Here is a 25,820-nt window from a genome sequence, read left to right on the forward strand (position 1 = left end):
GTGTCCCACCCGGTTCAGCCGACCGGCAGCAGCGTCCGGTCGGTGATCGAGAAGGCGCCGGTGACACGGAGCGTGCCCGTCCCGCCGAGGTGCGCCGGCAGCACCAAGCTGTTCGTCGCGGCCGCCTGGTGCAGAATCCGGCGGCGGGTGCGGGACGCCTCGGCCTGGTCCTCGCTCAGGCAGGTATCGTGATCGGGTTCGAGCACCTGGAGCGGGACGTGGATGACGTCGCCGACGAACAGGGCCCGGTCGGTGCCGGATACGAGCCGCAGCACGGCCGAACCGGGCGTGTGCCCGGGTGCCAGTTCCAGCACCAGGTCCTCGTCGATGCGGTAACTGTCGCCCTCCCACAGCACCGTCTGACCGGCCTGGTGAACCGGCAGGACACTGTCGGTGAACGTGGCCCCGGTGTCGCCCGCGGACTGGAACGGGGACTGCGGGACGTGGCCGTTGGCCGGATTCCAGTAGTCGAACTCGGCACGGCTGATCAGGTATCGCGCGTGGGGGAACATGGGCACCCACTCGCCGTCCACCAGCCGGGTGTTCCAGCCCACGTGATCGTTGTGGAGGTGGGTGTTGACGACGATGTCGACGTCCTCCGGCCGCACCCCGGCCGCGGCCAGCCGGTCGAGGAAGTCGCCCTGCCGCATGTGGAAGACGTCGACCGCGCGGTTCTTGTCGTTGCCGAGCCCGGTGTCGACGAGAACAGTACGGCCCGCGCTGCGCAGCACCCAGGTCTGCACGGTCGCCTGCCACTCGCGCGTCGCGGCGTCGATGAAGTGGGGCGCCAGCCAGGAGGCGTGCTCCTCCCACATCTCATCGGGCACGGAGGGGAACAGCACATCGACGGTGGAGAAGGCCGTCTGGTCCTCCACAATGCGGAGCACCTGTACGTCGCCGAGAATGATCTTTTGCATGTCTCCCACGCTAGGAGCCCACCCCGCGACGGAAAATGCTTCGCCGTCTCCTCCGGTTAATCCAGCGTCTCCTCGCCGGTGGTGGTGCCGCGTTGTCGAGCGCGACGTGGACGTCCCGAACAGCGGAGGGCGGGTTCACTGAGATGATCTCGTTGCCCTCCTCGGACCATCGGAGGAAGATCCGCTCATCGGCTACTTGTTAACTGGACCCACGACCGCAGCCCGGCCAGGCTGGGTCGAGGTGACCGGCGGGACAGCTCTCTCATCGGCTGCCCACCGCGGTTTGGTGTGGCTCTCATCTGGCATGCGCCCCGCCGGTCACCCTGGCGCGGAGAGGCTCAAGAGGGGACTGCCCAGCTCGAAGTAGCGCTGCCCTCCTCGCCGGTTCAGCCCGCTTTGAACGAGGAGGACGAGCGTGGGACGCGTCCAGTCACAGAATGTGCGCCAGAACCACTTTTCGGCATCCGGGGCGGGTCTACGTGTCAGCATGGTGCCATGGCGCTGGACTTGGACCGGATTCGCCTGATCATCTTCGACGTGCTCGGCACGGTTGTCGACGATGCCGGTTGCGCGACCGCCGAGTTCGAGGCGACCATCCGTGAGATCACCGGAAAGACGGGCCGGGGCGCGGAGTTGGCGACCGGATGGCTGCGCCACTGCGACGAGCGGACCCGCTCGATCGCCGCCGGCAGGGCCGACTGGCTGTCGATGGACGACATCAACTACGACGCGCTGGTCCAAGCGGCGGCCGAGCGGCACCTGGACCTCCCGGAACCCGCGTTGCGCAGACTCGCCGGGGTCCAACAGCGGATGATTCCGTGGCCGGACTCGGTACCCGCGCTGCGGAGCATGTCGCGTCGGTACCCGGTGGTGGCGTTATCGAACGCGTCCCTCGCCACGCTCGCCGAGATGAGCCGGCACGGCAGCCTGCCCTGGAACTGCGTGCTCTCCGGAGAACTGGTCCACTCCTACAAGCCTGACCCCGCCGTGTACGCGATGGCGTTACGCCTGCTGCGGGCCACCCCGGACGAGACGCTGTTCGCCGCCGCGCATCCCTGGGACCTGGGGGCAGCGGCAGCAACGGGGATCCGGACGGCATACATCACCCGCTCAGTAGCCGGCGGAGCACCCAGCTCCGAATCGTTCACTCTCACCGTTGACGACCTGAACGGACTGGCTGAGCGAATGTCGGCAGAGCCACCGCACCCGGTCCGCTGACGCCACCTGCTCGACAAACGTCCGCCGCCGGCACCCGCTGTTGACGCAGGCGAATCGGCGGACCGTCAGCGCGAGCAGCACTTCATGGCCACCCAACCTGACATCGGCCAACAGTCGAACATAGCGACCATCCACGGTGGACGACCAAGTGCCGCAAGCGCCGCACGGCATCTGCACCGTTCTGTGTCGCCGCGTCGATCCTGACTCGACGCCCCGCACCACCACCGCTTGCAACCGCAACCCCACCAGATGCGGAAGCAACGCCGAGATGATCTCCACCCGCGCACTCAACCCGAGCCACCGACGAACGCGACTCACAAAATGTGTGCCAGAGCCAGTCTTCACGCGTCGTCGACACAAGAGAACCGTGCAAGCTCTGACCAACGCGGCGTGACCGGTGCAGGCGCCCGAGCGCACGATCGGCGGCAGATCTGGATGCGGATGACGTCGGCCATTGGGCGGTGGTGCTGCCGGCATTGGCGGGATTGTCTCTCTCCTGACGGATCACACTTTCGTTCGGCTACTGGGATCAGACGGCCGCGATACGTGCCGGGAGGCTATGGCCCGTATGGGTCCCAGTGGGCCGCGTAGCGCAGCAGCGAGCGGGCCAGGTTCGGGTGGGCTGCCGCCCACCGGGTGTCGAAGAGGAACCACTGGTCGTACCCGAGGAAACTGTCGACGTACCGGGCGACCTGCCCGATGTGTCGGTCCAGCCGGATCCGCGACTCGGAGGGCGGTTGCGGGAGCAGCAGCCGCCGCATCTCCCGATGGACGGCGTCATGCGCGGGTATGTGATCGATGGCTGTGGTCGACGGGGCGTATCCGGATAGCCGCGCGTAGCGCTCCAGCGCCGGGCCGATGGTGTTCTCCCCGGGCGCGATGAGGGCCCGCAACAGCCTGGCGTCACGCGGCCATCGTTGCGCGTCGGGCTCGTCGACGCCGCGCAGGTGGGCGGCGAGGTCCGTCAGGGTCAGGCCGGGGAAGACGATGGCGCCGGCGAGATCCAGGTTCCGGTCCATGTCAGGCGAGTCCCAGGGCAGGTGGACCGAGAACACGGAGTCGGGCTCGGGTCGGGCCCGCTGGACGGTACGGACCGGTACGTCATGGCTGAAGACGGTGTCTGGCGCGGCGGCGCTGGTGGGCAGCGGCCACGTGTCGTGCAGGAGGTACGTGAGCCGGTCGGGTGATGAAGCAGCGGCTTCGTTGTCGATGAAGTAGTAGGCGAGGTCCACCTCGTCATCGTCGGTACGCACGCGCAAGGCGTGCTCGCCGAGCCGGATGAAGGTGCCCTCGTCGTCTCCCTCTACCCAGAGGTGTTCGTTGAGCAGCTCGCGCAGTTCGTCGACAGTCTCCGGCCGGGGCAGGTTTCGTTCCCGGGCCTCCTCGAAGATTGAGTTCAGGCCGTAGACATCGCCGCCCAGCTCTCTCCCGATCCAGTCGTACGCGTCGTCGCGGTCCCAACCGCGGCGGAACCAGTCGAGTGCGGTCGCGTCAGGCACGGTGACCACCCGCTTGCCGAACGGCGACTCTTCCCGCCACCGGCACACGAAGTACATGCGGCTGACTCTAGGCGAGCGGTCTGACGAGAAACCTGCTGTGGCAAACGCCCACGCCCGAGCGTGACGGCTCGTCGTCTGCCTGCGCGCACGACCAGCGGCATGAGCGTCCGTCGGTGGTCCATTTCTGCGTCAGGGACCGTGCTGCGGTTGGTCCCTGGGAGCGGGTGTCAGTCGATGACGGCGGTGGCCTCCACCTCGACCAACAGGTCGGGCTCGCCCAGCGCGGAGACACCCAGGAGGGTGATCGGTTTGACGGGGTCAATCCCCAGCTTCGCGGCCGCCCTGGTCACGCCTTCGCCGAGCAACGGCATTTTGTCAGGTGACCAGTCGACGATGTAGATGGTCAACTTCGCCACGTCGTCGAACGAGCCACCGATCTCAGCCAGGGCCGTGCCGATGTTGAGATATGCCTGCTCGACCTGGGCGGCCAGATCTCCGTCGCCGACCGGGTTCCCATCGGCATCGCGAGCTACCTGCCCTGCCAGGAATACCAGCCTCGATCCGGTGGCGATCGACAACTGCCGGTACACCTCGGGTTTCGGCAGGCCGTCAGGGTTGACCAGTTGCACAGCCATGGACCTCTCCTTACTGGACACGAGATCGAGCACCTAAACATATCATCGCTATGTATTGTGGTGCCATGGTCAGAACGAAAGACCCGGCAGTTCGCACCCTGCTGATCGAGCGGGCCGCACAGATGCTGCGCGCCCGGGAGCCGGTCACCCTGCGCTCGCTCGTCGCGGGTACCGGCGCGTCGACCATGGCCGTCTACACCTACTTCGGCGGGATGGACGGCTTGTGGCGGGCAACGCGTCAGGAGGGGTTCATCCGCCTGGCCGCCAAGCTCGAGGCGGTCCCGCTCTCAGCGGACCCGGTACGGGACCTTGCCGCCCTGGGGGCCGCATACCTATCCAATGCCCTGGCCAACCCCGACCTATACCGAGTCATGTTCGACGCCGGCTTCGAGTTGGTAGATCCGGCGGCCGCGGACGAAACCCTGCACTGTCTGCTACACGCGATCGGGCGGGCCAAGGAAATCGGACGGTTTCGCAGCGATGTCGACGCCCTGGCCCTGGCCACCCAAAGCTGGGCCATCGGTCACGGACTGGTGTCCTTGGTGGCCACCGGGCCCCTACCGCGCCAAGCACTCGACTACGGCGCACCCATGCTCACCGCCCTGTTCGTCGGTTGCGGCGACGACCCAGACAGCTGCCGACGGTCAGTCGAGCTCGGTTGGCGCCCCGAACCTCACCACGAAACCACCCCGACCCGCCAGCCTCCACCTGTCAGCACCTGACATCCGCCTTTCGGCACGTTGAGTTCCCCCCGCTTTGATGGAGCGGTGGTTACCTGCTGCCGGCTGGTGCAGGGGTGGCGATAGGTGGCTCGGCCTGGTCGTTCTGGTGGGTGTGCCAGGCGGTTTCGTACTCGTCGGGGCTGAGGTAGCCCAGTTCCTTCTGGATGCGGCGGGTGTTGTACCAGGCGTTGATGTAGGCGAAGATCGCGTTCTCGGCCTCGTCGCGGGTCCGCCACGAGGTGCGGTAGACGAGTTCGATCTTCAGGGTGGACCAGAAGTTCTCCATCAGGGCGTTGTCGTACGAGTCGCCGACGGAGCCCATCGACGGCAGGATTCCGTTGTCTTGCAGGCGTTCGGTGAAGCGGAAAGACGTGTAGTTCGGGCCCCTGTCGCTGTGGTGGATCAACTGGCCGTCGCGGACGTCGCGGGACCAGATGCCGTATTCGAGGGCGGCGAGGATCAGGTCGGTGTCGCAGCGGTCGGAGGTCTTCCACCCGACGATCCGGCGGGAGAACGCGTCGCGGACCGCGGCGAGCCAGAACACGCCCTCAGCGCAGGGGATGCGGGTGGCGTCGGCGACCCAGAGTCGGTTCGGCCCGGTCGCGGTGAAGTCGCGGTTGACCAGGTCCGGTGCCGGCGTCGCGTTCGGGTTCTGTCGGGTGGAGCCGCCGTGCCAGCCTCGGCGCAGGAACGCGCCCTGCCAACCCTGGTCGGCCATCAACCGCTCGACCCGCTTGCGGCCCACCCGGATGCCGTCACGGCGTAGCTGCCGGTGCACCCGGTCCGCGCCGTAGGTGTGCCCGGACGTGGCCCAGATCTCGTGGATGTTGGACAGCAGGCCCAGGTCGACCACGTCCCGGTCGCAGGGCTGTTCGGCCTGCTTGACCCAGGCGTAGTAGGTGGATGTGCCGATGTTCAGGACCCGTAGCAGGAGCGCGACCGCGAACTGGTCACGGTGTTCGTGGATGAACCTCATGACCGTCGCCGGGTCGGGTCGAGCTCCGCCGCGAAATACGCGCTCGCCGCCTTCAGGATCTCGTTCGCCCGACGTAGCTCCGCGTTCTCCTTCAACAGCCGGCGGTTCTCGGCCAGCATGTCGCTACTGGGCCGGTCGTCCCGCTCGCCCGCGTCGGCCTCGGCCTGACGGATCCAGTTCCGCAACGCCTCGTGATGCACGCCAAGCTGCTCGGCCATACGCCGGATGACCGGCTTCGGGTCCGACTCGCGGTACAAACGCACAGCACGCTGACGCAGCTCGTCGGGGTACTTCTTCGGTGCTGCCACAGAAACTTCCTCCCCACGGCCATCAGACCATGATCAAGAAGCTCCATGAAAGCGGGGGTGGCTCAGAACGCGCCAACGCCCAGCTCAAGTACTGGCGCATCCTGCACAAAGTCCGCGTCAGCCCACGCGGGGTCGGTTGACTCGCCAAAGCCATCCACGTGCTGGAGAACTACGAAGCAACCGCAGAATGAAAGATTCATTGTCGGTCCGCGCCAGGGTCACTCGCGGGTCGCGGCGCTTCGCGAGAGCGGGATGACAGCTCGGGCCTGGGAGTCGGCGGCTTGTCGGCGTAGTGCCGCATTTTCCGCGGCCAGCGCGGCGATCACGGTTGCGGCGGCGTCGACCTGATTTTGCAGTTTACGGCATCACGGGCCAGCAGAAACCGCCGCGACATCACCACGGTGTACGCGTACGCCCGCATTGTCTTGACGCTGCGCCGGTCCAAGCTCAGCTCTCGAAACCAGCTACACAGCGGCTCCACCGGCGTCATCGGGTTCGACAACACGATCGGCGTACCCACCGCCGGAGCCCACCTCGCCAACAGGCCAGACAAGTCCACCGCGTCCAGGCCTGGGATCTCGCCGACTTTGCGCACTTTCTGCACGTCGGTGAAGAACAAGTGCAGGGAACCCCACGATCGACGACCATGCCAATCACTCAACGGAGCCGGAGTCAGAGAGATACGCGTCGATCGTCAGCTGATACACGTAAGTGTCTCTGGAGAACCGTCCTTCTCCAGACTCGCGATGTCTCATGAGACACACTCGCCGCATGCCGCCAGCGGGCCGGCCGCGCGTTCTAGAGCGACGAGGGTGTGCGGCGCCTCGGGGGAATACCGCGTTATCTAGCGGGCCAGGCGCTCCAGCAGTTCGCCGAGCAGTCCGTGTTCGCCGGGGGTGAGGTCGCCCGGGTCGTTGTCGACCAGCGCACGCAACGTCAATGCGGCGCTTGCCCGGGTCGCGGGGGCGTCGGCGGAGGGTGTGTGCAGGACTCCGGCCAGCGCGGACTCGCGGACGCGTCCGGACAGCCCGAAATCCGGGTCCGGCTGGCTAATCAGGGTGAGCGTGATGCCGACGTTGGCGGCGAACACCTGTTCGGCAGCGTCGGCCGCCGGCACCTTGAGCAGGCCCCGGGTTGCTGCGGCGGTGAACCGCTCACGCAGCGCGGCGTGCGCGGGAGCGGTGACGGCGCAGGGCTTTCCCGGCTCGGCGCGGCCATAAAGCAGCCCGTAGAACGACGGGTGCTCCAGCCCGAACCGCACGTGCCTGTCCCAGCCCTTGCGCAGGTCGTCCAGCGGGTCGCCCGAGTTCTCGACCACCGTGTACTGGGTGAAGCCGTGGTTCGCCACGGCGTCGATCAGGCCCTGCTTGCTGCCGAAGTGGTGGTACAGCGTCGGGGCCTGCACCCCGGCGCGGTCGCACACCGCCCTCGTGGACACCGTGCCGCCGGCCTCCAGCAACTCTGCCCCGGCGAGCAGGAGTCGATCTCGTGCGTTCTGCATGCTTGCTATAGTAGCGCATGTAGCGCTACATTGCTTTCTATAGCGAGAGGAGAAGTCGATGAGGACTTGGTTCATCACTGGTGGGACGCCCGGAGGTTTCGGCCTGGTCTATGCCGAGGCCGCACTGGCACAGGGAGACCAGGTGGCGGTGACGGCGCGTCGGCCATCTGAGCTGCAGAAATGGGCTGAACCGCACGGCGACCGTGTGCTGGTTCTCCAGCTCGATGTCACCGATGCCGACCAGGTACGTGCGGCGGTCAAGACGGCAGAGGAACGGTTCGGCGGAATCGACGTGCTCGTCAACAGCGCGGGCCGTGGCTGGTACGGCTCGATCGAGGGGGCCCCCGACGAGACGATCCGCCGCACGTTCGACCTCAACCTGTTCGCCGTCGTCGAGGTGATGCGCGCGGTCCTGCCGGGTATGCGGGCACGCGGCGACGGCTGGATCGTGAACATGTCGTCGGTGGCTGGCCTCGTCGGCGCACAGGGGTTCGGCTACTACGCGGCGGCGAAATTCGCGATCGAAGGACTCACCGAGACACTGCGCCAGGAAGTCGAGCCGTTCGGTGTGCGCGTGCTCGCCGTAGAGCCGGGAGCCTTCCGCACCAGTGCCTTCTCCTACTTCCAGAACGAGCCCGTCAACGAGACCGTCGATGCCTACGTGCCGATGGTCGAGGCAGTCAAGGCGGCGTTCGTGGACGCTAACGGCAAGCAGGCAGGTGACCCTGTTCGTGGCGTGCAAGCCGTGATCAGCGCGATGAACGCACCCGTTCCACCGCACCGGATCGTGCTCGGCAACTCCGGCTACGACGTCGTTGTCGCGATGCACGAGAACGCACTCGCCGAGCTGCGCGCGAACGAAAAGCTTTCACGCAGTGCGGACTTCTGAACCTGTCGCAAAGAGCGGTGTCGGCGACCTGCGCGGGAGTTGACCATGCCGCGACCGTGAGGAGTCTCGCCGGTGGGATTGAGTCACCACACACAACCGACCCGATGCAGCCTTCATCAGGATGCCTCGCATGCCTGTGCCGACCTGACTGACCTCTGGTCGGTACCTCGAGCCAATCACCGCGCTGCACGGCCCGTGACGGGCCCCCTCATCGGCATCGTGCCGCTGAGGTGCTGCAAGGACATACCAGCACGCCCTCGCGTCCTGGCACCCGAGAAACCGGAGAGTAGAAATGAACGACAACACGCTGCCCAACGCCGTCGAGAACTTCATCGCGGCCACCAACGCGCACGACACGAACGCCCTGGCCGCAGTCTTCGGCGACGGAGCCACCGTGCGCGACGACGGGAAAACCTGGGTCGGCAAGGCCGAGATCCGCGAGTGGATCCAGGGGCATCTGATCACCCCCAAGATCGTGCTCACGCCGACCTCGTTCGCCGACGACCGGCTGGTGGCCTCCGGGGACGGCGACTTCCCCGGCGGGCCGCTGTCCTTCTCGTTCGTGTTTGGCATCAAGGACGACCAGGTCAACGACCTCGCGATCGCCCCCGTCTGATCCCTCACCGGCTGGGGCGGCCCGAGGGCCGCCCCAGCCCGCGAAGGTTGCGGTGGCCGGCAGCTGACACCCGGTCAGGGCTCAGTGTTCGGTGGGACGCCGTAGCGGGGTGATCGTCCGCGACGCTGTTTCGGTGGCCTGGCGGCGCAGGGCGTCGTTCTCCGCGGCGAGAGCGGCGATGACGGTGGCCGCGGCGTCGACCTGCTCCTGCAGTTCGTAGCATCGGGCGCGGCTGGCCTTCAAGTCCCACTCGATGCGGCCGAGGTCGTGGTCGCGGCGCCGCGCGGCGGTCCCGGCCGGGCCGCCGCCGACCTGGGCGTCCCAGGCGGCGAGGATGTCACCGGCACGGTTCATGGTGGCCCGGCTGACCTGCGCTTCGCGGGAGAGATTGTTTCTGGTCACGCGTCCGTCCGTGTGCTGCGGTGTGCCGGCAAGCAGCCGGTGCATTGCCTCGAGCAGCCGTCGACGGCTAGCCGCCGAAACGGACGCGGTCACGGGGTTGTCCGGTTGAGACGTGTTCGACCTCGCTCAGTTCGGCCTCGATGCGCCGGCGGTGGTTCGGTGCGAGCGTCCCGGAGCCGAGCAGCCGATGTCGGATCGCCCTCCGACGAGAAGCTGCGGTTGCTCACGAGCTGGTACGCCAGCTCCGCTGAATCCGACCGGACATCTGTTCCGGTTCCGCCGATGGGCGAGTAATCGTAGGAGACCTCTCGGATTGCTAGCCATCCTTCCAACCACGGCGCATCCGGCGCTGCGGGAATGATCGCTGCCTCGGCCGAAATGTTTAGGCACCGCTTCGGCACGAAGGATGCCGGTGGGCGAAGCATTGTCACCCTCCGTCATTATTCCCGACTGGAGACGCTCATGATCGACACGAATGACCTACAACGAATCTTCGCCCGCCTGAGGGCAAACCGGCGGAGCATCCGGCACAGCGGCGCCGAGGAACGCATCGCCCGCCTCGAACGCCTCCGCACCGAGGTCGCCGACCGGGCCGCCGACATCGGCGAAGCCATCCACGCCGACCTGGGCCGCCCGGCAGACAACCGCGACGAGATCGAGACTGTCATGGGCAATCTCGACAAGGTGGCCGTTGAGCTTGCCGACTGGATGAAGCCAGTCCAGGTACCGCAGACCCCGGACCTGCCACCCGCCAAGGACATCTACGTCCAGTACGAGCCGCGCGGTGTCGTGCTGTTGTTCGGAACCTGGGACTTCCCGATCGGCATGTTCTTCTCGCCGCTGATCCAAGCGATCGCGGCTGGCAACGTCGTGCTCGCCAAGACCAGCGACCTTGCTCCCGCCACCGCCGCGGTCATCGCCGAGATTGTCCGGGCGGCGTTCGCGGAGGACGAGGTCGCCGTGGTCACCGAGGCCGACGACATCACCAACGACGATTTGCTCGAACTTCCGGTCGACCACATCTTCCTGACCGGCAGCCGGCGGGTCGGCAGGTCGGCAGGCTGATCGTGCAGGCCGCTGCGAAGCACCTGGCCACTTTCACCCTCGAACTGGGTGGCAAGTCACCGGTGATCATCGATGACACGGCCGACCTGGACCAGGTCGGCCGCTGGCTGGTCGGTGGCAAGGCCGGGAACCACGGCCAGACCTGCCTGAGCGTCGACTACCTGTGGGCCCCGCCAGAGCGCCGGGACGACCTGGTGGACAGGTTCACCGCCGCGTTGCGGGACGCCTACTACGCCGACGGCGTCTTCCAGTGGCAGCGTGACGGCCGATTCGTCAACCGGCGTAACTTCGACCGGGTCAAGGGATATCTCGACCAGGCGATCGAGCGCGGCGCAAAGGTCGCGTTCGGCGGGAAGACAAACGCCCAGGCGCTTGTCATAGAGCCGACCGTGCTCTTGACGTGCCGGGCGACTGCGACCTCGTCCGTGAGGAGATCTTCGGGCCGATCCTGCCGGTTTTGACCTACACCAACGAGGAAGAGATCTATACGCACGCCGACTCGCTCGGCAAACCCCTTGGTCTGTTCATCTACAGCCGCGATGACGCATTCGTGCGCAGGGTGCTCGACAACACCACCTCGGGTGGTGTCACCGTCAACGGTCAAACGTGCACTGGCAGGAGGAAAACTTCCCGTTCGGCGGGGTCAACACCAGCGGGTACGGCCGTTACCACGGCGTCTGGGGCTACCAGGAACTTTCCAACGCGCGCTCGGTCTACCACGTCGCACCCTGACTATCGGCGAACCGGCCGGCGCCTCGGCGGCACCGGGCCGGCACGCGCGAGCGGGCGAATTCACCGCTGGCCTGCGTCGTGAACACCGGGTTCGTCGGGTACGGCGTTCTGCCTGGCCGCCGCCGGCGCGTACTCCAGGGTTGGCGGGACGGCTTCTGCTCCCAAGTGCCGACGCGCTGTTGGTACGGGTCTCACCCGGAGTCAGTCTGGTCGGCATCGTGCACGGCTCCCATCTGGGGCTCACCGACGCCGAACTCACTCGCCTCTCCAGCCTCGAAGTCGTCGGGCAGCGCGAGATTCGGCTGGCCCACAACTGGTCGAACGGCCTTACTCCGTCATTGAGCTGAGCGTCGTCCGGGAGATCACCACCAGCCGTACCACCGTGTGGCGCAGGTGCAGAACCTTGGTCAACTCCCGTACGAACATGGGCGACGCATCGATGTATCGCAACCTTGCCGACCTTCACCAGTTCGTGCAGCGCCTCGGGAGTTGCCGGTGTGCTGAGCGTGCCCAGGTGAGTGGGGCCGTACCCGGCTTGCCGCAAGAAGCGGCGCTACCGGAGAACTCGCTCCGGTAGCGCCGCGACGAGGACGGCTTCACGTACGCCGCGCTTTGATCCGGTCCCGTGAAGCGCGCATGAGCTCGCGGGCGCGCTCCGCGACCGCGCCGGAAAGCTTTCCCCCGCGCTTGAGGACGCGTCCGTCGATGACCACCGTGTCGACGTCGCTCGGTCCGGCGCTGAGGAACGCCGCGAGCACCGGGTCGTCGAAGCCGTCCAGATGGGGGGCGTCGAGATCAACGGTGATCAGGTCGGCGTAGCGGCCGACTGCGATCTCGCCGGCGAGATCAGGCAAGCCCACGACTCGGGCGCCGCCCCGGGTGGCAACGTCCAGCAGGTCCAGGTGCCCGTACACGAGTTCGCCCGGCATTTCGCCACGCGCGATCGGGGCCGCGTTCGCCCGCGCCCTTTCGGTAGCCAGTACGAGCCGCATTTCGCCGAACAGGTCGCTCGGGCCGTAGGCGACGGTGTCGGCGCCCAGGCCGACCGGTATGCCGTGCGACAGCGCCGGACCGGTCGCCGGATGAACGCCCAGCCCCATCGTCAGGTCGACGGTCGGCGTAGCGGTCACGGTGCCACCCGACTGTGCGATCAGTTCCCATTCTCGCTGGGTGAACTCGTTGGCGTGCACGTAGTTCACGTCCGCTCCGAGTAACCCCTGCTGGTGCAACTGCTCCACGGCCCCTGGCAGGCCGGCCATCCCGGCGTGGATGGAGATGGGCAGGCCCATATCACGGGCGAGCGCGAAATCGCGTTCGGTCTCCTCCGGCGACGACATCGACGGGCCCCGCAACCCGAGGCCGAGCCCGATCCGGCCGCTGCCCGCGGCGGTGTGCGAGGTCAGCATCTCCCGGGCGTGTCCCTCGAAGAGGCCGGGGTCCCCGCTGGAGCTGGCCTTCCCACCGAAGTAGACCCGTGCGCGGATGCCGCTGTCGACGAGAGCACGCATGTTGGCGTCGATGTCGGCGGGCGACCCGAGGTTGTGGGCCCAGTCGGCGACGGTTGTCACACCAGCGTGGATTGCCTGTAACGCGCCCCACAACACCCCGGCGTAGACGTCCTCGGTGGTGAACGGGTCACCGTGTCCCTCGTTGATCTGCTGGACGTACGGAAACAGGGGCACCCCGCTGCTACTGGCCGAAAGGACACCGAGCCACATGTGGCGGTGGGTGTCGACGAAACCCGGCAACACGAGGTGACCGGAGACGTCGACGGTCTGCTCGTCCCCGGACTTCGCCAGTTGCACACCTATCTCGGTGATGATCCCGTCGCGGATGGCGATGTCCGCCCGACGACTGGTCAGGTCTGGGAACAGCACCTCCCCGCCCCGAAGGAGCAGGGGACGGGATTCTGTACTCGAAGGCATATCGTGGTTCTCTCTTTGCTGCTAGGTATACGGCAGATACCTAGCTAAGATAGGAGCCGTTGCTGGACGGCGACAAGAAGGCACATTGAGCTGCTCAGGTATCACCGGAGGAACCATGTCGAGGGATACGGCCGAGCGCAACATCCTCCTGCGCGATGTCATGGATCGCATCGGGGACAAGTGGTCGGTTACCGCCATCTGCCGGCTCGATGGGGGCCCGCTGCGGTTCAACGCGCTCCGCCGCACCATCGACGGGATCACGCAACGCTCGTTGAGTGCGACGCTGCGACGACTGGAACGCGATGGTCTCATCACCCGCACCGTCCATCGACCGTGCCGCCGAGCGTCGAATACGCCCTCACCACCCGCGGGCGGAGCCTGCATCACGTCCTCGCCGAGCTGGTCGACTGGACCGAAGCGAACCTCGACGACATTCAGGTGTGCCGCGCGGAGTACGACGCGGTGCAGCCGGCGCCCGAGGTCAGCCAAATGGCTGCCCCCAGCTTTACCACCCTGCCGTGACAGGACGGCGGCGAAGGTCTCTCACCCCCACTCGGTCAATCAGCGCCTCACGGCGCACGTGCCACAGGTGCCGACGGTCCGCGACCTGCAACGCCTCGGGCAGGGCGCGCCATGTAGTCATTCCGTGATGGCCGCAGTCGGGCGAGACCGTAGCCAACCAGGTACCGCGGGTCGACAGGAGGAACTCCGGTAGCCGGGATTGTTACCGCTGTGGCCGGAAGTGGTTCCGGATCAGGTACGCGGTGACCTGCTTGCCGATCTTCGCGCCCTCCACGTCGGCGGTCCGGGTGTGGATGCCACCCCAGATGCGCGCTTCGACGACCTCGGAGAGGGCGTCTGAGAAGCCACGGAAGTGCCGGGTGGTGCCCGAGGCGGCGCTGTATCCGCTGAACGCGATGTCGTCCCGACCGAAGAGGTACGCCAACGCCGACATGCTGGCCGCGGTGAAGCAGGTGTGCCCGGACGTGAAGTCGGGGTGCGGGGGAGTGACCAGCAGCGGCGACCACCCGGGGTCGGCCACGGTGGCCGGGTTGCCGTCGGTGTCGGCGAGCTGGACCGCGGTGATCGGCCGCCAGAAGCTCCATGCGGCCTTCTCGTTGTAGCAGGCGGTCGTGGCGTCGGCTTCTGCGAGGTCCACCACCGCGAACATCCGGGCGGTCTGGAGGAGGTTCAGCCGCTGCGTCGTCGCGAGCTGCCGTTTGATTTCCCATTCGGCCAGGTGCCGGTCGTGCCACCAGATCGCCGCCTGGGTCTGGTCGAGTGTCCGTATCGTGCTGTTCGCCGCGCCGATCTCCTTGACCTCGTTGAGGTCCCGGGCGTACCGGTTGCTGGTGAGGGCGGGCGGGCCGGCGGTTCGGAACATCGACGCACGCGGGATGACGAACGGCTTGAGGTTGCCGACCCAGGCTCCGTCGTGGGTGAAGGTCGGGGGCGTGGGCCGCCACTGACCGGGTTGACTGCCGATCACCCAGGTCTGGTCGCCGAACGCCCCGTCGTTCCTGCGTGCGGCGATCATCGCGGCCGCCGTTCGGCTGCCGACGGTGATCCCGCGCCGCTTCGCGACGCTGTCCGGGATCGTGGCCAGCGACTCGTCGTACTGCGTCCGCAGTCGCTGGTGCTGGTCGGGGAACAGCGCGTCCAGCACGGTGAACGCGGCGGTGGCGACGGCCGCGTCCGTCGACTCGGTTCCCCGGGTCGCCGGTGCGACCAGGTACGGCTGGTACGGCGTGCCGGCGATCGCGTTCACCGCGTCGTAGACGGCCCCGTGCACCATGGCGAAGCTGCGTGCCTGGACCTGCGGTTGCTGGCCGGCGACTTCCCAGATCGCGGTCTCGGCGTTGCGGTCCCAGACGATGACGGCGTTGGCGGACGGATCCGGGTCGGACGCGTACGCCGATGCGGAACCGAGCACGGCGGACGACCCGACCGCGAGGATCCCGACAACGGCGACCTGTCCGGCCTTCCGGAGCAGCGAATGACGGCCCGTCATGAGGCGGCCGACCGCTGGTTGTCCCGTCCCGGTGACCGGGGCATCGACGATGATGTCTGCATGGCTGCAAAATACGCCGCCGGGCGTGGTCCGTGGGGCCCCGAGACGCGGGGTGGGCGTTCGGGTGTCGAAGAACCGGCGGCGGCAGCGGCACCCGTAGGAACACTGCCCGCAGGTCCAGCCAGCCGCTCGTCGGGATACGGACCTCGTCAGCCAAGACCTCGAAGCGGCGGGAGCCGGGCTCGTTCGCGAGGGAGTCGCGGGCGGTCTTCTTGGCTACCCGAACGAAGTCGTCGCGATGCTCCGGCTGGGCCGGAACGTCCTGGACGTCGACGTCGAGGCTCTGCGCCAGCGTGTGGCCGTTCCTCACGACCGAATCGTGGCTGCAGCGGTCAGCTGGGCGGGCCGGGCTGGGTTTTCTCCCAACCGGGTCGCTCCGGAAGCGGAAGTTCCGCTATAACGGGCATGCTGTTCCGCTGGCCGACATCGCCCCCTCGGAGTGCCCATGACGACGCAGTTGCGTGACCGTCTCGACCAAATACTCCAAACGGGCCAGGTCGGCGGTCTGCACGCCGTCGCGGCGGTTCGCGGTGGTCAAACCGTGCTGGAGTACTACGGGGCCGGCGAGGACTTCGCCTGGGGCGACTCGCTGGGCGTCGTCGAGTTCGGGCCCGGGGTCCTGCACGACATCCGGTCGGTCACCAAGAGCGTGACCGTCCTGTTGTACGGCATCGCGCTCGGCGAAGGACTGGTCCCGCCGCCAGCGGAGCCGCTCCTGCCGCGGTTCCCGCAGTACCCCGACCTGGCGGCCGACCCCCGGCGTGCCCGGCTCACCGTCGAGCACGCGCTGACAATGTCGTTGGGTGTGGAGTGGCGCGAAGATCTCCCGTACAACAGCCCAGCCAACGCCGAGATCGCGATGGAGCTGGCACCGGACCGATACCGGTACATCCTGGAGCGGCCGATCCTCGAGCCGCCCGGCACCCAATGGACCTACTGCGGCGGTGCCACGGCTCTGCTCGGCCGACTGATCGCCGACGGCACCGGGCAGTCGCTGCCGCAGTACGCACAGGCCGTGCTGTTCGCGCCGCTGGGCATCGGCAGCTTCGAGTGGATGACCGGCGCGGACGCAGTGGCCTCCGCCGCGTCAGGGCTGCGACTCGCGCCGCGCGACCTGGCCAGGCTCGGGGAGCTGGTGCTGGCCGAGGGAACCTGGCACGGTCAGCGGGTCGTCCCCGCCGACTGGATCCGTACGATGCTCCAGCCACGCCTGCAGACCAGCTGGGGCGCGCGGTACGGCTACCAGTGGTACATCGAATCCCTCGAGGGCCATCGACTGCTGGCCGGCATGGGCAACGGCGGCCAGCGCCTGTTCGTCCTGCCCCATCTGAACCTCACCGCGGCCATCACCGCCGGCAACTACGACGACCCCGACCAGTGGCGGACCCCGCTCACGGTGCTGGAACGGGTCATCCTTCCCGCGATGGCTTGAGGCACCGCGCCCGCCGGCTAGCCCATCGGCAGGGCGCACATCTGGGCCGGACGTCAGCTCACGCGTGCGGTTGGGACAGCTCCTGCGTTCACCACGTTTCTGGCGGGTTCCACTGCTCGTACTCCGGTCCGTGAGAGGGCAGGCGCGGCGGGCGATCGGCACGGTGCCCGGCGGCGCACAAGACGGTAGGGCCCGCCCGTGGGGCTTGGGGGTCAGCCGTCACGGCGCGGGGCCTACCGCGGGGCGGCCGGGGAAGCCGCGCCCGGGTGGGGCGGCGTCGCCGGGCACCGGGTCGGGCTCCGACGGTCCCGGCCACGGCGACGCCGCTGGGGGCTCAGATGATCGTCGGAGCCTCGGCCTGGACACCCAGCATGCTCGGGCCCGCCGCCAGGCCCTGGTGTGCCAGCTGGCCGAGCTCGTCCAGGTCCTCCTTGGTGAGCAGCACGTCGAGGGCGCCGAGGTTGTCGTCCACGTGCGCAACCCGGCGGCTACCCGGGATGGGTACGACGTTCTCCCCCTGGCGCAGCAGCCAGGCGAGTGCGAGCTGGGCCTGGCTGATCCCTCGCTCGGCGGCGAACTGTCGCAGCGGGGCGAACCTGTCCACGTTGCGCCGCAGGTTCTCCTCCTGGAAGCGCGGCGCGTTGTTGCGAAAGTCCAGGTCCGCACCACCGATGGAATCGGCGCTGCCGGCCAGGAAGCCATTACCCAACGGCCCCCAGGGCACCACGCCGATGCCCAGTTCGTTGGCTGCCGGCACGACCTCCGCCTCGACGTCACGCGTCCAGAGCGACCACTCCGACTGCACCGCCGAGATCGGGTGCTCGGCGTGCGCCGCACGCAAATGCTCGGCGGTTACGTTGCACACGCCGATGTGGCGTACCAGGCCGTCACGGACCAGCGCCGCCATCGCGCCGACCGTCTCCGCGATCGGTACCGCCGGGTCGGGGAAGTGCAGGTACCACAGGTCGACCATGTCGACGCCGAGGCGTCGCAGGCTGGCCTCGAGCGCGGGCCGGGCGAGTTCGGGCCGCGCGTCGACGAGGACCGTGTTGGCGTAGGCGGCGGTTACCTGGCTGGTGGTCGCTGATCGCGCCCCGGCGATCCCCCACTTGGTGGCGATCGCCACCTCGTCTCGCCGACCGGCCACGGCCCTGCCGACCAACCGCTCGTTGCCGCCGTCCGTGCCGTACGCGTCGGCGGTGTCGATGAAGTCGACCCCCCGGTCGAGTACGTGCAACAGCGTGGCGAGCGCATCCTCCTCCTGGCTGGCCCCGTACATGCCGTGAACCAGAACCATGGCCCCGTACCCGAGCGCGGAAACCTGTAACCCCTGGCTACCGAGTGCGCGTTTCTGCACCTGCCCTCTCCATTCTGGATGTTTCAGCATGTCGGTCAGTTGTATCGGCCGACAACATCGTGGATGACACCGTCGCGGATCAGGTAGTCGTAGTAGAAGACCTCGCTGCCACCGCCACCGGTGCTGAACTCGTAGTCAACAATGTAACGCTCGCCATTCCAACGGCTGCCGACAACCTTGTAGCGGCCACCGGCGTGCAGTACCTCGGGAATGAGGAAACGGTCCATAATCGCGTCCCGCGACGGGTAGATCCGTCCCACACTGTCGAACTGCGCGTTCGGCGCGAAGGTGGACCGTACCCCGTCCTCATCACCGGCGTTTGCCGCGTCCGCGAACCGCTGCGCGACCCGCTCCACCGCCGCCTTGTCCACCCCCGCGGCCGGTTCACTGGCCGCTGGGGGCGGGCTGTCGGCCGGCACGGTCGTGACGCCCGACGAGTCCGGTGCCGCTCCCGGTGTGTCGGTCTCGCTGGAACAGGCGGCCATGCTCAGGGCCAGCGAGGCAACGAGTACGACCCGACTCGCTTTCTGCATCATGCGCTCTCTCCTTCTCTGACACGGATTGCTGTCCCGGGTGTGGATCAGCAGACACATCTGGTTGCCGGTACCTTCGGCTTCGAAGATCGGTTATGCGTTACCTCCCGCCGACCACGTCCACCGGCTGAGGGCCAGTCGTCACGAGGATGGCTCCTGTTCAGGGCGCGCCGGGTCGCGATTCGATCGCGGGATCCGAGCGTCTACGGTGGTCACCGGGCCGGGTGCCGGCCGCATCGGCACGTCGGGCGGCTGCGGCGGCTCGGGTCGGCCGCCACGGACCGGCGAGGAGGTCACGGCGACCGGAATCGGGTACGGGACGGACGGTGCGGCAGAACCCGATAGTGGTCTCGTGTCGGTACCGTCCGGCGCGGGGCGACCAGTGCGTCGTACTCGTGGCCGGAGCCCGGATCGCGACGTTGCACGCCTCGCTGTGGGCTGGCATCGGTCCTCCTGGAATACGTTGCGGCTGGTCTCGACACAAGGGATCTCCGCTCGTGGTTCTGCACCAGCAGACAATGCTCGTGCCCCCGACGTCCAAGACCTACAGTTATGACGCCGAGGCATGGATCGATCGGGGGAAGGGTTGGACGTCGACACCCGGGTGTTGCGCTATTTCGTGGCGATCGCCGAAGAGCTGAGCTTCACCCGTGCCGCCGAGCGGCTGTTCGTCTCCCAACCGTCGTTGAGCCGGCAGATCCGTCAGCTCGAGGAGGAACTGCGTAGCCCGCTGTTCCAGCGCACCACCCGGGACGTACGACTCACCCCGGCCGGCGAGGCGCTGCTGCCCGCGGCCCGGCAGCTGATCGACGCCTGGCAGACGGCCCAGCGCACGGTCCGTACGGTCGAGGCCGCAGCGGCCCGGCACCTGCGGGTGGGGTTCACCGCCACCGGCGCCGGCCCGTTGAGTACCCGCGCGCACGCTGTCTTCTCCCAGCGCTATCCCGAGGTGAGCGTGGAGCCCAAACGCTTCGACTGGGGCGGCGAGGTGACCGCGCTGCGCGAGGGACTGGTGGACGTCGCGTTCCTGTGGCTGCCGGCGGACACCATCGGACTGCACACCGAGATCGTGGCCGTGGAGCGACGGTTCGTCGGCGTCGCCAGGAACCATCGGATCGACCAGCTCGCCACGGTGGGCATCGGGGACCTGCGGACGGAGCCGCTGGTGTTCACCCGCAAGGCGCCCCGGCACTGGGTCGACTGGTGGGCGGTGAACCCGCGCCCGGACGGCTCGGAGCCGGTCTGGGGACCGGAGAACGACAACGTCGAGGAGATGCTGGAGCACGTCGCCGCCGGGATCGCGGTGTGCATCGGACCGGAGTCGATGGCGAGCTACTACGCCCGGCCCGACCTGAGCTGGCGCCCGGTCGTCGACATCGCCCCGCTGCGCATCGCGCTCGCCTGGCCGGTGGCCACGAGCAATCCGCTGGTGACCACGTTCGCGGAGGTCGTACGCGAGCTGTCGGATCCGCTGCCGGACACGGCGGTCGGACCGGAGCGCGTGCCGTCACCACTTCGTTCGATTCCATAAGTCACCGTCGGTCGGCGCCGGTCGCTTGGACGGCCGGCGCCGACGCTGGTTGACTCAGCCCTGCCGGAAGATCTGTACCGTTCGGAAGCTCGGCCACGGCGTTGACATGCGAGTTTTTCCGCTGATGATCGGCGAATGGCGTCATGCTGCCGGTCGTGATCCTGTCGTTCAGCTACCTGCTTCTTCGTCAGGCACTGGCAGTCGATCATCCTGTTGAATTGCGGTGGGCACGCCAACGCGGTCGAGGTGCTCGTGCTGCGGCATCAGGTCGCGGTCCTGCCTCGGCAGGTGCGCCGTCCGGATCTGGAACCGGCCGACCGGGCAGTGCTTGCCGGCCCGTCGAGGCTGTTGCCGCGGACCTTGGCGGGTATCCACGGAAGGCGACGGGCGTAGCAGCCATTCGGTTGCGGTGTGCACCTCGGTGGCGGCATTGAGCGGGGTCTCGATCGGTGTACTGGTGTGGGCGTCGACCTGGTGGCCGCCGCAGCCGGTGGGGTCGGAGTCACAGCTGAGGGAGATCGTTGTGTGCACCTGCCATGGCGGTCCGGGGCGGTGGTACGGCATGCTGCCCGCTGGCGCGCACAGGACGTCCACCCAGATCTGATTCGATCCCCCTTCGCCCGTCAATATCGTGACCGGGAACTCCGGTTCGGGCCCGAGCCGCTGGTAGCGGAAGCGGTTCAGGGAAGCCACAGAGCTGGGCGTCGGATCGTGCACCCAGCTGCTGCCCGACCCGGAAGAGGGGTTCGTCGGCGGACTGCAGAAGCTGACGTACGCGGTTGTGTTCCGTCCGATCTGCCAGGGCGGGAAACAGCCAATCGACCTTGCCTAGCGGCAGCGGAATGTTCCGGAGGTCACGGCTCAGTCTGTGTTGCCGAACCATGCTACGTCCACCCGTTACCTGTGCGCCGCCGTGCACGGTCGGCGGCATGAGAGTGCATGTGATCTTTCAACAGAAGGTGTGCTGGTACGGGCAGTCGTCGCAGCGTCAACGCAGCATTGCTCGACCAGTCAGGCCACTGGGTCACCACAGAGCGGGAGGGCATTCCCTCTCCAGAGGGAGGCTGTCCGGTGCGGTCGTTCCTACGGTGAGTGGCATGAAGAGGAATGGACGCGCCGCGGAGGCGACACCAGGAGGCTACTGGCCGAGTGTTGGGCGCGTTGCTGCGTACGGCGCGGTGTTCGCGATGGCACCGTACTTCGTGATGAAGGTCTACTGGACGATCGACGGACTGCGCGGCGGGGGACTGCACGAAGGAGCCTGGAGCCACTTGAACTGGGCGACAATTAATGGGTTGACGGTGGCGATGTCTGGGCTGGCCATGCTGCTCGGCCTTGCGCTGGCGCAGCGATGGGGCCTGCGGGTACCAGGCTGGTTAATACTGCTCCCGGGCTGGATCGGGATGGGTTTCCTGGTGCCGATGATTCCGGTCATACCGTTTCTTGCGCTGGTGAGCACGGATACCGGCGCCACCGCCGCGGAAGCGCAGATGACTGCCTGGGAAATCGGTCTGCTGTCGGTGTCGTTCGCCGGGTTCGCGCTCGGTCTGGCGATCGCCGCTCCGGTCTACGCCGTACGGCGGTGGCCGGACGGGTTAGTCGGCGCGGGTGTCCCTGGGCGGCCGGGCGTGCGGGTCACTGTGGCCCGATTGGCGGCGGCGCTCTGCCTCGCCCTCGGCCTGCCGCAACTATTCTGGGCGCTGGGCGGAACGATCGGCTTGAACGGGGCGACGCTCGACGGCCGCGACGCGCAGTGGCACCTACTTACCGCCAACAGCGGAGTGTGGGCGTTGGGCGCCGCGTGGAGCGCATGGACGCTGACCCGCAACACCGGTCGGGTGCCCCTGCTGCTGTCGTGGCTGGCTTCCGGGTTCCTGTTCGCGTGGGGGTCGTGGAAGGCAGTCTTCTCCTTCGCGGTGACGCCGGAGTTTCCGCCGCCGGAGCAGTTGTGGACGCTGGCGCTGCAGAACCATTTCGGCGCGGCTGCCGGGCTGCTAGTCCTTGTCGTAATCCTTCTCACGGTGTCTGAAAAAGCTGAGCGGAGCCGCGCCGTCGGCGGACCCGTGCCGGATGCCAACTGATGCGGGACACCCGCTCATCGACAGTTCAGGATCCTGCACGACCAAGCGACTCGTCACCGAGCGTGGCCGCTTCGATCGGCGAGCACGCCCGGACGGCGGCAGATCCGGATGCCCGATCTTGGAATCGACGCGCGCTACCTGCGGCAGTGCAGGCGTCTGGCTGATTGGGCATCTTTGCGAGATTTCCGGCTCCTGGCCGGAGCGTTCCCGGTGGTACGTCGAGGACCGAAACAGGTGATCAGGAGCTGCTCCACAGCGTCAGGTCACTGCTCGTAGCGACAGCCAAGGTGCGCCCGGATGGGGAGAAACCAGCAGCGCGTAGCTCGGAATAGTCGGCGTGGAGGATATGCCACCACTTCTCGCCCGCCGGGCCACGGCACAGTCCTCCGTCGGCCGAGAGTACGACTCGATGATGCGGCCAGTCCGGGCTGACCACATCAACGGTCCAGCCATCCTCAGTCGTGGTGTGCAAACCACCACCAAAAAGACCCGCGATCCGGACTCGCGTCCCGGCAATAGGGCCCAGACCTGGACAACTGAGGTCTGGAACCGCATCCGGGTAAGCCGACTCTGGGTCCGGTGTTCGATCCCTGGCGATCTTGGCCCCGGTCGTCGCGTCGAACAGGCCGTGGCCGTCATGGGACACGACCATAACTAGGTCGTTGCCTGAGTGATCTGCGGAAAAGCCGATCCCCACAAGGCCTCCGATCGGCACCTGCCGGTCGAGCACAAGCCGCCAAGGACCTGGCGGGGGCATCACCGGGGCGGAGAGGAAGCGTTCACGCAGTCCCCGCTGGTATTCCGTCAGCATCCCTCAGCACCCCTCATGTCGCGCTTGGCGTATGTTAGCCAGTCTCGCAACTTGGGCAGGAAGTACCTACGGGGGCTCGGGTGCACTCAACTCGGCAGTTCAGGGTGCCGGCGCCCCTGGACGCCGGACACCAAGCGTGACGGCTCATCGTCTGCCTGCGCCCACGATCAACGGCAGATCAGGATGTCGCCTGTGACGAAAGGCCCGATGTCGGGTCAGCACATGTACGGCTGGGATAATCGTAACCATGTGGTTGGAGTTGCGGTGACGGCTACGTCGGATCGTGGAGTGGTGCCGACACCTGGTTCGTTGGTGGTCTATCCCGGTACGTTCGATCCGTTTCACTCGGGGCACCGGGACCTGGTGGCCCGTGCCCGGGTGATGTTCGACCAGATCATCGTGTTGCTGGCGGTGAACGCCGACAAGCGACCAACCGCCGAGGCCACGACCAGGGCCGCACGCGTGCGCGACGCCATGCCGGCAGCCTGGGGCAATGTTGAGGTGGACACCTGGACCGGTTTGACCGCCGCCTACTGCCTGCACCGCGGCGCCACAGTCATCGTCCGCGGCCTACGTACGGCTGCGGACCATCGTCACGAGTACCAGCTCGCTGCGATGAACGAGAAACTCGGCGTTCAGACCGTCTGGTTGCCGTCCCGTCCGCAACTGGCCGCCACTTCGTCTACGGTTGCCCGCGCATACCGCTCGGCACAGTCGACCCGTCCCTCCCTGAACGCTAAAGGGTGATCCCAGGGGTCGCGGATCGCTGGTAACGCCTTCGAGATGAAAAGCACTGTTCTCGGCAGACCCGCTCGCGCGGTCGCTAGGTTCCGGAGGCCATGTAGGCGGCGAGGATGTAATTGGGGTGGCGGTCGAGGTTCTTGCGGGCACGGTCGTAGCGCATGGTGGTGCGGGGGTCGGCGTGACGGGCGGCGATCTGTACGTCGCAGAGGCTGACACCGGCGTCGAGCATGGTGGTGACGAAGGTGTGGCGCAGCATGTGCGGGTGCATCCTCGGCATCCGTATCCCGGCGTGGGCGGCGAGGAGTTTGAGTCGGCGGGTCGCGGCGTGCCGGTCCATCCTGGTGCCGAGGGTGTTGCGCAGGATCGGGCCGTCGAGGTGGCCGTCGACCGCGCGGTCGACGGCCCTCGCCACCGCGGGTGGGAGTGGGATGAGGACGACCTTGCCGCCCTTGCCGCGTACCCGGAGGACACGGTGGCCGTGCTCCTCGCCGAGGTCGCCGATGTTCGAGCCGCAGGCTTCGAAGATCCGGAGCCCGAGAAGTCCGAGCATGGCGATCAGCGCGAAGTCGTTCGGGTTGTCGGATTGTCGTGCGGTGGTGATCAGTGCTTCGAACTGGAGGTGCCCGAGCCCGAGGGTGGGTGATTCGGGTGGGACCACCGGTCTGCGGACGTAGTCGGCGGGTGAGTGCGGGAGGATGTCGTCGATGACGCAGACGCGGTAGAAGCCGATCACCACCGACAGGCGGCGGGACACGGTCGAGGGCTGGAGCCGCCGTACGTCTTGAAGCCAGCGCACGTACCGCTCGATGTCGACGCGCGCGGCCGACAGTGGATCCAGGTCCTGGTCGGCGCACCAGGTCAGGAACACGCCTAGGTCGGAGTCGGTATGCGACCGTGTGTCACCTCGGTACCGACCGAGGTAGGCGGCCACCGCCGCACGGAGGACGCGGCGATCAGGAGAGACAGGACCGGGACCGGAAGCGGGAGAGGTAGTCATACCTCACGGTGCGTCACGCTCAAAGGCAGCGCCAACACTCGCCAGGCGACAGATCCGGACGGCGGGGTGAGTGGCGTCGCGCCCGGTGACCACCGGCTTTGCCCTATGGGGCCGCCGCATTCGCTGGGCCACCCTCGGCAGGCCGGTGGGGTGATGCGCGGTTCGTGTCAGTCGCGGCGTCGGGGTGCGGGTGGGTGACCGCGGTTCGGGTCGTGTTTTCGGAGGGAGCCCTCGCTTTCGTTGGCGAGTCGTTGTAGCAGCCATTCGGTTGCGGCGTGCACCTCGGTGGCGGCATTGAGCGGGGTCTCGATCGGTGTACTGGTGTGGGCGTCGACCTGGTGGCCGCCGCAGCCGATGGGGTCGGAGTCACAGCTGAGGGAGATCGTGGTGTGCACCTGCCATGGCGGTCCGGGGCGGTGGTACGGCATGCTGCCCGCTGGGGCGCACAGGACGTCCACCCAGATCTGATTCGATCCCCCTTCGCCCGCCAGTATCGTGACCGGGAACTCCGGTTCGGGCCCGAGCCGCTGGTAGCGGAAGCGGTTCAGGGGGACGCCCCAGAGCTGGGCGTCGGATCGTGCACCCAGCTGCTGCCCGACCAGGAAGAGGGTTTCGTCGGCGGACTGCAGAAGCTGACGAACACGGTCGTGTTCCGTCCGATCTGCGAGGGCGGGGAACAGCCAATCGACCTTGCCTAGCGGCAGCGGAATGTCCCGAGAGGTCACGGCTCAGTCTGTGTTGCCGAACCATGCTACGTCCACCCGTTACCTGTGCGCCGCTGCGCACGGTCGGCGGCAGAAGAGTGAGCCGGGAGCCATTGCGGAGTGGCGTCGAAACAGTGCGAGGTCAACCTGTCTT

General features: G+C 67.5%; 28 protein-coding genes and 3 pseudogenes. 13 read left to right on the forward strand and 18 right to left on the reverse strand.

Translation table 11 applies throughout. From position 1 onward, the window contains the following. Positions 1 to 14: 14 nt before the first annotated feature. Positions 15 to 917, reverse strand: a complete 903-nt coding sequence (locus OIE47_RS26520; protein WP_326557222.1) for an MBL fold metallo-hydrolase — start codon at positions 915 to 917, stop codon at positions 15 to 17. Positions 918 to 1,412: 495 nt separating this feature from the next. Between OIE47_RS26520 and OIE47_RS26525 the strand changes: the two genes are divergently transcribed. Then, on the forward strand, positions 1,413 to 2,135 hold the full coding sequence (locus tag OIE47_RS26525) for a haloacid dehalogenase type II (RefSeq protein ID WP_326557223.1): 723 nt from the start codon (positions 1,413 to 1,415) through the stop codon (positions 2,133 to 2,135). Here the strand turns inward: OIE47_RS26525 and OIE47_RS26530 are convergent. The 3 genes from OIE47_RS26530 to OIE47_RS26540 form a co-directional block, all read right to left on the reverse strand. Then, positions 2,028 to 2,612 (reverse strand): transposase family protein, encoded by a 585-nt coding sequence (locus tag OIE47_RS26530; RefSeq protein WP_326557224.1) that lies wholly within the window; start codon positions 2,610 to 2,612, stop codon positions 2,028 to 2,030. The two genes, OIE47_RS26525 and OIE47_RS26530, sit on opposite strands and share 108 nt — an antisense overlap. Before the next feature lie 80 nt (positions 2,613 to 2,692). Then, a complete protein-coding gene (locus tag OIE47_RS26535; protein WP_326557225.1) occupies positions 2,693 to 3,691 on the reverse strand; it encodes a hypothetical protein in 999 nt (332 codons plus the stop codon). 170 nt (positions 3,692 to 3,861) lie between these two features. Continuing rightward, a complete protein-coding gene (locus OIE47_RS26540; RefSeq protein WP_326557226.1) occupies positions 3,862 to 4,269 on the reverse strand; it encodes a RidA family protein in 408 nt (135 codons plus the stop codon). A gap of 65 nt (positions 4,270 to 4,334) precedes the next feature. Between OIE47_RS26540 and OIE47_RS26545 the strand changes: the two genes are divergently transcribed. After that, positions 4,335 to 4,991 (forward strand): TetR/AcrR family transcriptional regulator, encoded by a 657-nt coding sequence (locus OIE47_RS26545; protein WP_326557227.1) that lies wholly within the window; start codon positions 4,335 to 4,337, stop codon positions 4,989 to 4,991. 49 nt (positions 4,992 to 5,040) lie between these two features. On the opposite strand, the gene OIE47_RS26550 is transcribed toward OIE47_RS26545, so the two are convergent. Together OIE47_RS26550 and OIE47_RS26555 are read right to left on the reverse strand one after the other, a co-directional pair. Further along, a complete protein-coding gene (locus tag OIE47_RS26550) occupies positions 5,041 to 5,967 on the reverse strand; it encodes an IS3 family transposase (protein WP_326557228.1) in 927 nt (308 codons plus the stop codon). Next, positions 5,964 to 6,275 carry a transposase gene (locus OIE47_RS26555; RefSeq protein WP_326557229.1) on the reverse strand — a complete coding sequence of 104 codons (312 nt, stop codon included), beginning with the start codon at positions 6,273 to 6,275 and terminating at the stop codon, positions 5,964 to 5,966. The genes OIE47_RS26550 and OIE47_RS26555 overlap by 4 nt, the downstream gene beginning before the upstream one ends. Before the next feature lie 56 nt (positions 6,276 to 6,331). Here OIE47_RS26555 and OIE47_RS38070 point away from each other — a divergent pair. Then, positions 6,332 to 6,415, forward strand: a pseudogene (locus OIE47_RS38070) (IS5/IS1182 family transposase); the annotation flags it as partial. 182 nt (positions 6,416 to 6,597) lie between these two features. On the opposite strand, the gene OIE47_RS26560 reads toward OIE47_RS38070, so the two are convergent. Further along, a complete protein-coding gene (locus OIE47_RS26560; protein WP_326557230.1) occupies positions 6,598 to 6,894 on the reverse strand; it encodes a hypothetical protein in 297 nt (98 codons plus the stop codon). 225 nt (positions 6,895 to 7,119) lie between these two features. Beyond that, positions 7,120 to 7,776: a TetR/AcrR family transcriptional regulator gene (locus OIE47_RS26565; protein ID WP_326557231.1), complete on the reverse strand. Its 657-nt coding sequence runs from the start codon at positions 7,774 to 7,776 to the stop codon at positions 7,120 to 7,122. A gap of 58 nt (positions 7,777 to 7,834) precedes the next feature. On the opposite strand from OIE47_RS26565, the gene OIE47_RS26570 reads away from it, so the two are divergent. Together OIE47_RS26570 and OIE47_RS26575 are read left to right on the forward strand one after the other, a co-directional pair. Next, on the forward strand, positions 7,835 to 8,665 hold the full coding sequence (locus tag OIE47_RS26570; RefSeq protein ID WP_326557232.1) for an SDR family NAD(P)-dependent oxidoreductase: 831 nt from the start codon (positions 7,835 to 7,837) through the stop codon (positions 8,663 to 8,665). Positions 8,666 to 8,957: 292 nt separating this feature from the next. After that, on the forward strand, positions 8,958 to 9,281 hold the full coding sequence (locus OIE47_RS26575; protein WP_326557233.1) for a nuclear transport factor 2 family protein: 324 nt from the start codon (positions 8,958 to 8,960) through the stop codon (positions 9,279 to 9,281). A gap of 81 nt (positions 9,282 to 9,362) precedes the next feature. Here OIE47_RS26575 and OIE47_RS26580 read toward each other — a convergent pair whose 3' ends face one another. Continuing rightward, positions 9,363 to 9,683: a hypothetical protein gene (locus tag OIE47_RS26580; protein ID WP_326557234.1), complete on the reverse strand. Its 321-nt coding sequence runs from the start codon at positions 9,681 to 9,683 to the stop codon at positions 9,363 to 9,365. A 357-nt stretch (positions 9,684 to 10,040) separates the two neighbouring features. Here OIE47_RS26580 and OIE47_RS26585 point away from each other — a divergent pair, with 357 nt between their 5' ends. The 3 genes and pseudogenes from OIE47_RS26585 to OIE47_RS26595 all read left to right on the forward strand — a co-directional run bounded on the left by OIE47_RS26585 (position 10,041) and on the right by OIE47_RS26595 (position 11,480). Continuing rightward, entirely contained in the window at positions 10,041 to 10,748 is a 708-nt protein-coding gene (locus OIE47_RS26585) for an aldehyde dehydrogenase family protein (RefSeq protein ID WP_326557235.1), read from the forward strand. A gap of 2 nt (positions 10,749 to 10,750) precedes the next feature. Then, positions 10,751 to 11,307 (forward strand): annotated as a pseudogene (locus OIE47_RS26590) (aldehyde dehydrogenase family protein); the annotation flags it as partial. 47 nt (positions 11,308 to 11,354) lie between these two features. Then, positions 11,355 to 11,480 (forward strand): hypothetical protein, encoded by a 126-nt coding sequence (locus OIE47_RS26595; protein WP_326557237.1) that lies wholly within the window; start codon positions 11,355 to 11,357, stop codon positions 11,478 to 11,480. 327 nt (positions 11,481 to 11,807) lie between these two features. Here the strand turns inward: OIE47_RS26595 and OIE47_RS26600 are convergent, their stop codons facing one another. Together OIE47_RS26600 and OIE47_RS26605 are read right to left on the reverse strand one after the other, a co-directional pair. After that, positions 11,808 to 11,930, reverse strand: coding sequence for a hypothetical protein (locus tag OIE47_RS26600; protein ID WP_326557238.1), 123 nt, complete (start codon positions 11,928 to 11,930; stop codon positions 11,808 to 11,810). Between the two features lie 146 nt (positions 11,931 to 12,076). Next, entirely contained in the window at positions 12,077 to 13,357 is a 1,281-nt protein-coding gene (locus OIE47_RS26605; protein WP_326557239.1) for an amidohydrolase family protein, read from the reverse strand. Between the two features lie 208 nt (positions 13,358 to 13,565). Between OIE47_RS26605 and OIE47_RS26610 the strand changes: the two are divergent. Beyond that, positions 13,566 to 13,927, forward strand: a pseudogene (locus OIE47_RS26610) (winged helix-turn-helix transcriptional regulator). Between the two features lie 202 nt (positions 13,928 to 14,129). On the opposite strand, the gene OIE47_RS26615 reads toward OIE47_RS26610, so the two are convergent. Next, on the reverse strand, positions 14,130 to 15,416 hold the full coding sequence (locus OIE47_RS26615; protein WP_326557240.1) for a vanadium-dependent haloperoxidase: 1,287 nt from the start codon (positions 15,414 to 15,416) through the stop codon (positions 14,130 to 14,132). 505 nt (positions 15,417 to 15,921) lie between these two features. On the opposite strand from OIE47_RS26615, the gene OIE47_RS26620 reads away from it, so the two are divergent. After that, the gene (locus OIE47_RS26620) at positions 15,922 to 16,908 is read left to right on the forward strand and encodes a serine hydrolase domain-containing protein (RefSeq protein WP_326557241.1); all 987 of its coding nucleotides are present in this window, start codon (positions 15,922 to 15,924) and stop codon (positions 16,906 to 16,908) included. 334 nt (positions 16,909 to 17,242) lie between these two features. Here the strand turns inward: OIE47_RS26620 and OIE47_RS26625 are convergent, their stop codons facing one another. Continuing rightward, on the reverse strand, positions 17,243 to 18,295 hold the full coding sequence (locus tag OIE47_RS26625; RefSeq protein ID WP_326557242.1) for an aldo/keto reductase: 1,053 nt from the start codon (positions 18,293 to 18,295) through the stop codon (positions 17,243 to 17,245). A 5-nt stretch (positions 18,296 to 18,300) separates the two neighbouring features. Beyond that, positions 18,301 to 18,801 carry a hypothetical protein gene (locus OIE47_RS26630; protein WP_326557243.1) on the reverse strand — a complete coding sequence of 167 codons (501 nt, stop codon included), beginning with the start codon at positions 18,799 to 18,801 and terminating at the stop codon, positions 18,301 to 18,303. Positions 18,802 to 19,363: 562 nt separating this feature from the next. Between OIE47_RS26630 and OIE47_RS26635 the strand changes: the two genes are divergently transcribed. Next, on the forward strand, positions 19,364 to 20,329 hold the full coding sequence (locus tag OIE47_RS26635) for a LysR family transcriptional regulator (RefSeq protein ID WP_326557244.1): 966 nt from the start codon (positions 19,364 to 19,366) through the stop codon (positions 20,327 to 20,329). 168 nt (positions 20,330 to 20,497) lie between these two features. Here OIE47_RS26635 and OIE47_RS26640 read toward each other — a convergent pair whose 3' ends face one another. Further along, positions 20,498 to 21,022: a hypothetical protein gene (locus OIE47_RS26640; protein WP_326557245.1), complete on the reverse strand. Its 525-nt coding sequence runs from the start codon at positions 21,020 to 21,022 to the stop codon at positions 20,498 to 20,500. A gap of 404 nt (positions 21,023 to 21,426) precedes the next feature. On the opposite strand from OIE47_RS26640, the gene OIE47_RS26645 reads away from it, so the two are divergent. Then, positions 21,427 to 22,410, forward strand: a complete 984-nt coding sequence (locus OIE47_RS26645) for a hypothetical protein (RefSeq protein ID WP_326557246.1) — start codon at positions 21,427 to 21,429, stop codon at positions 22,408 to 22,410. A 238-nt stretch (positions 22,411 to 22,648) separates the two neighbouring features. On the opposite strand, the gene OIE47_RS26650 is transcribed toward OIE47_RS26645, so the two are convergent. Next, positions 22,649 to 23,221 (reverse strand): hypothetical protein, encoded by a 573-nt coding sequence (locus OIE47_RS26650; protein WP_326557247.1) that lies wholly within the window; start codon positions 23,219 to 23,221, stop codon positions 22,649 to 22,651. A 192-nt stretch (positions 23,222 to 23,413) separates the two neighbouring features. On the opposite strand from OIE47_RS26650, the gene coaD reads away from it, so the two are divergent. Then, positions 23,414 to 23,968: a pantetheine-phosphate adenylyltransferase gene (gene coaD, locus OIE47_RS26655; RefSeq protein ID WP_326557248.1), complete on the forward strand. Its 555-nt coding sequence runs from the start codon at positions 23,414 to 23,416 to the stop codon at positions 23,966 to 23,968. A gap of 76 nt (positions 23,969 to 24,044) precedes the next feature. Here the strand turns inward: coaD and OIE47_RS26660 are convergent, their stop codons facing one another. Together OIE47_RS26660 and OIE47_RS26665 are read right to left on the reverse strand one after the other, a co-directional pair. After that, positions 24,045 to 24,833: a tyrosine-type recombinase/integrase gene (locus OIE47_RS26660; RefSeq protein WP_326557249.1), complete on the reverse strand. Its 789-nt coding sequence runs from the start codon at positions 24,831 to 24,833 to the stop codon at positions 24,045 to 24,047. A gap of 296 nt (positions 24,834 to 25,129) precedes the next feature. Continuing rightward, complete coding sequence (locus OIE47_RS26665) at positions 25,130 to 25,687, reverse strand: hypothetical protein (protein ID WP_326557250.1); 558 nt, start codon at positions 25,685 to 25,687, stop codon at positions 25,130 to 25,132. Between the last annotated feature and the right edge of the window lie 133 nt (positions 25,688 to 25,820).

This window comes from Micromonospora sp. NBC_01796 (assembly GCF_035917455.1).
GTDB lineage: Bacteria > Actinomycetota > Actinomycetes > Mycobacteriales > Micromonosporaceae > Micromonospora_G.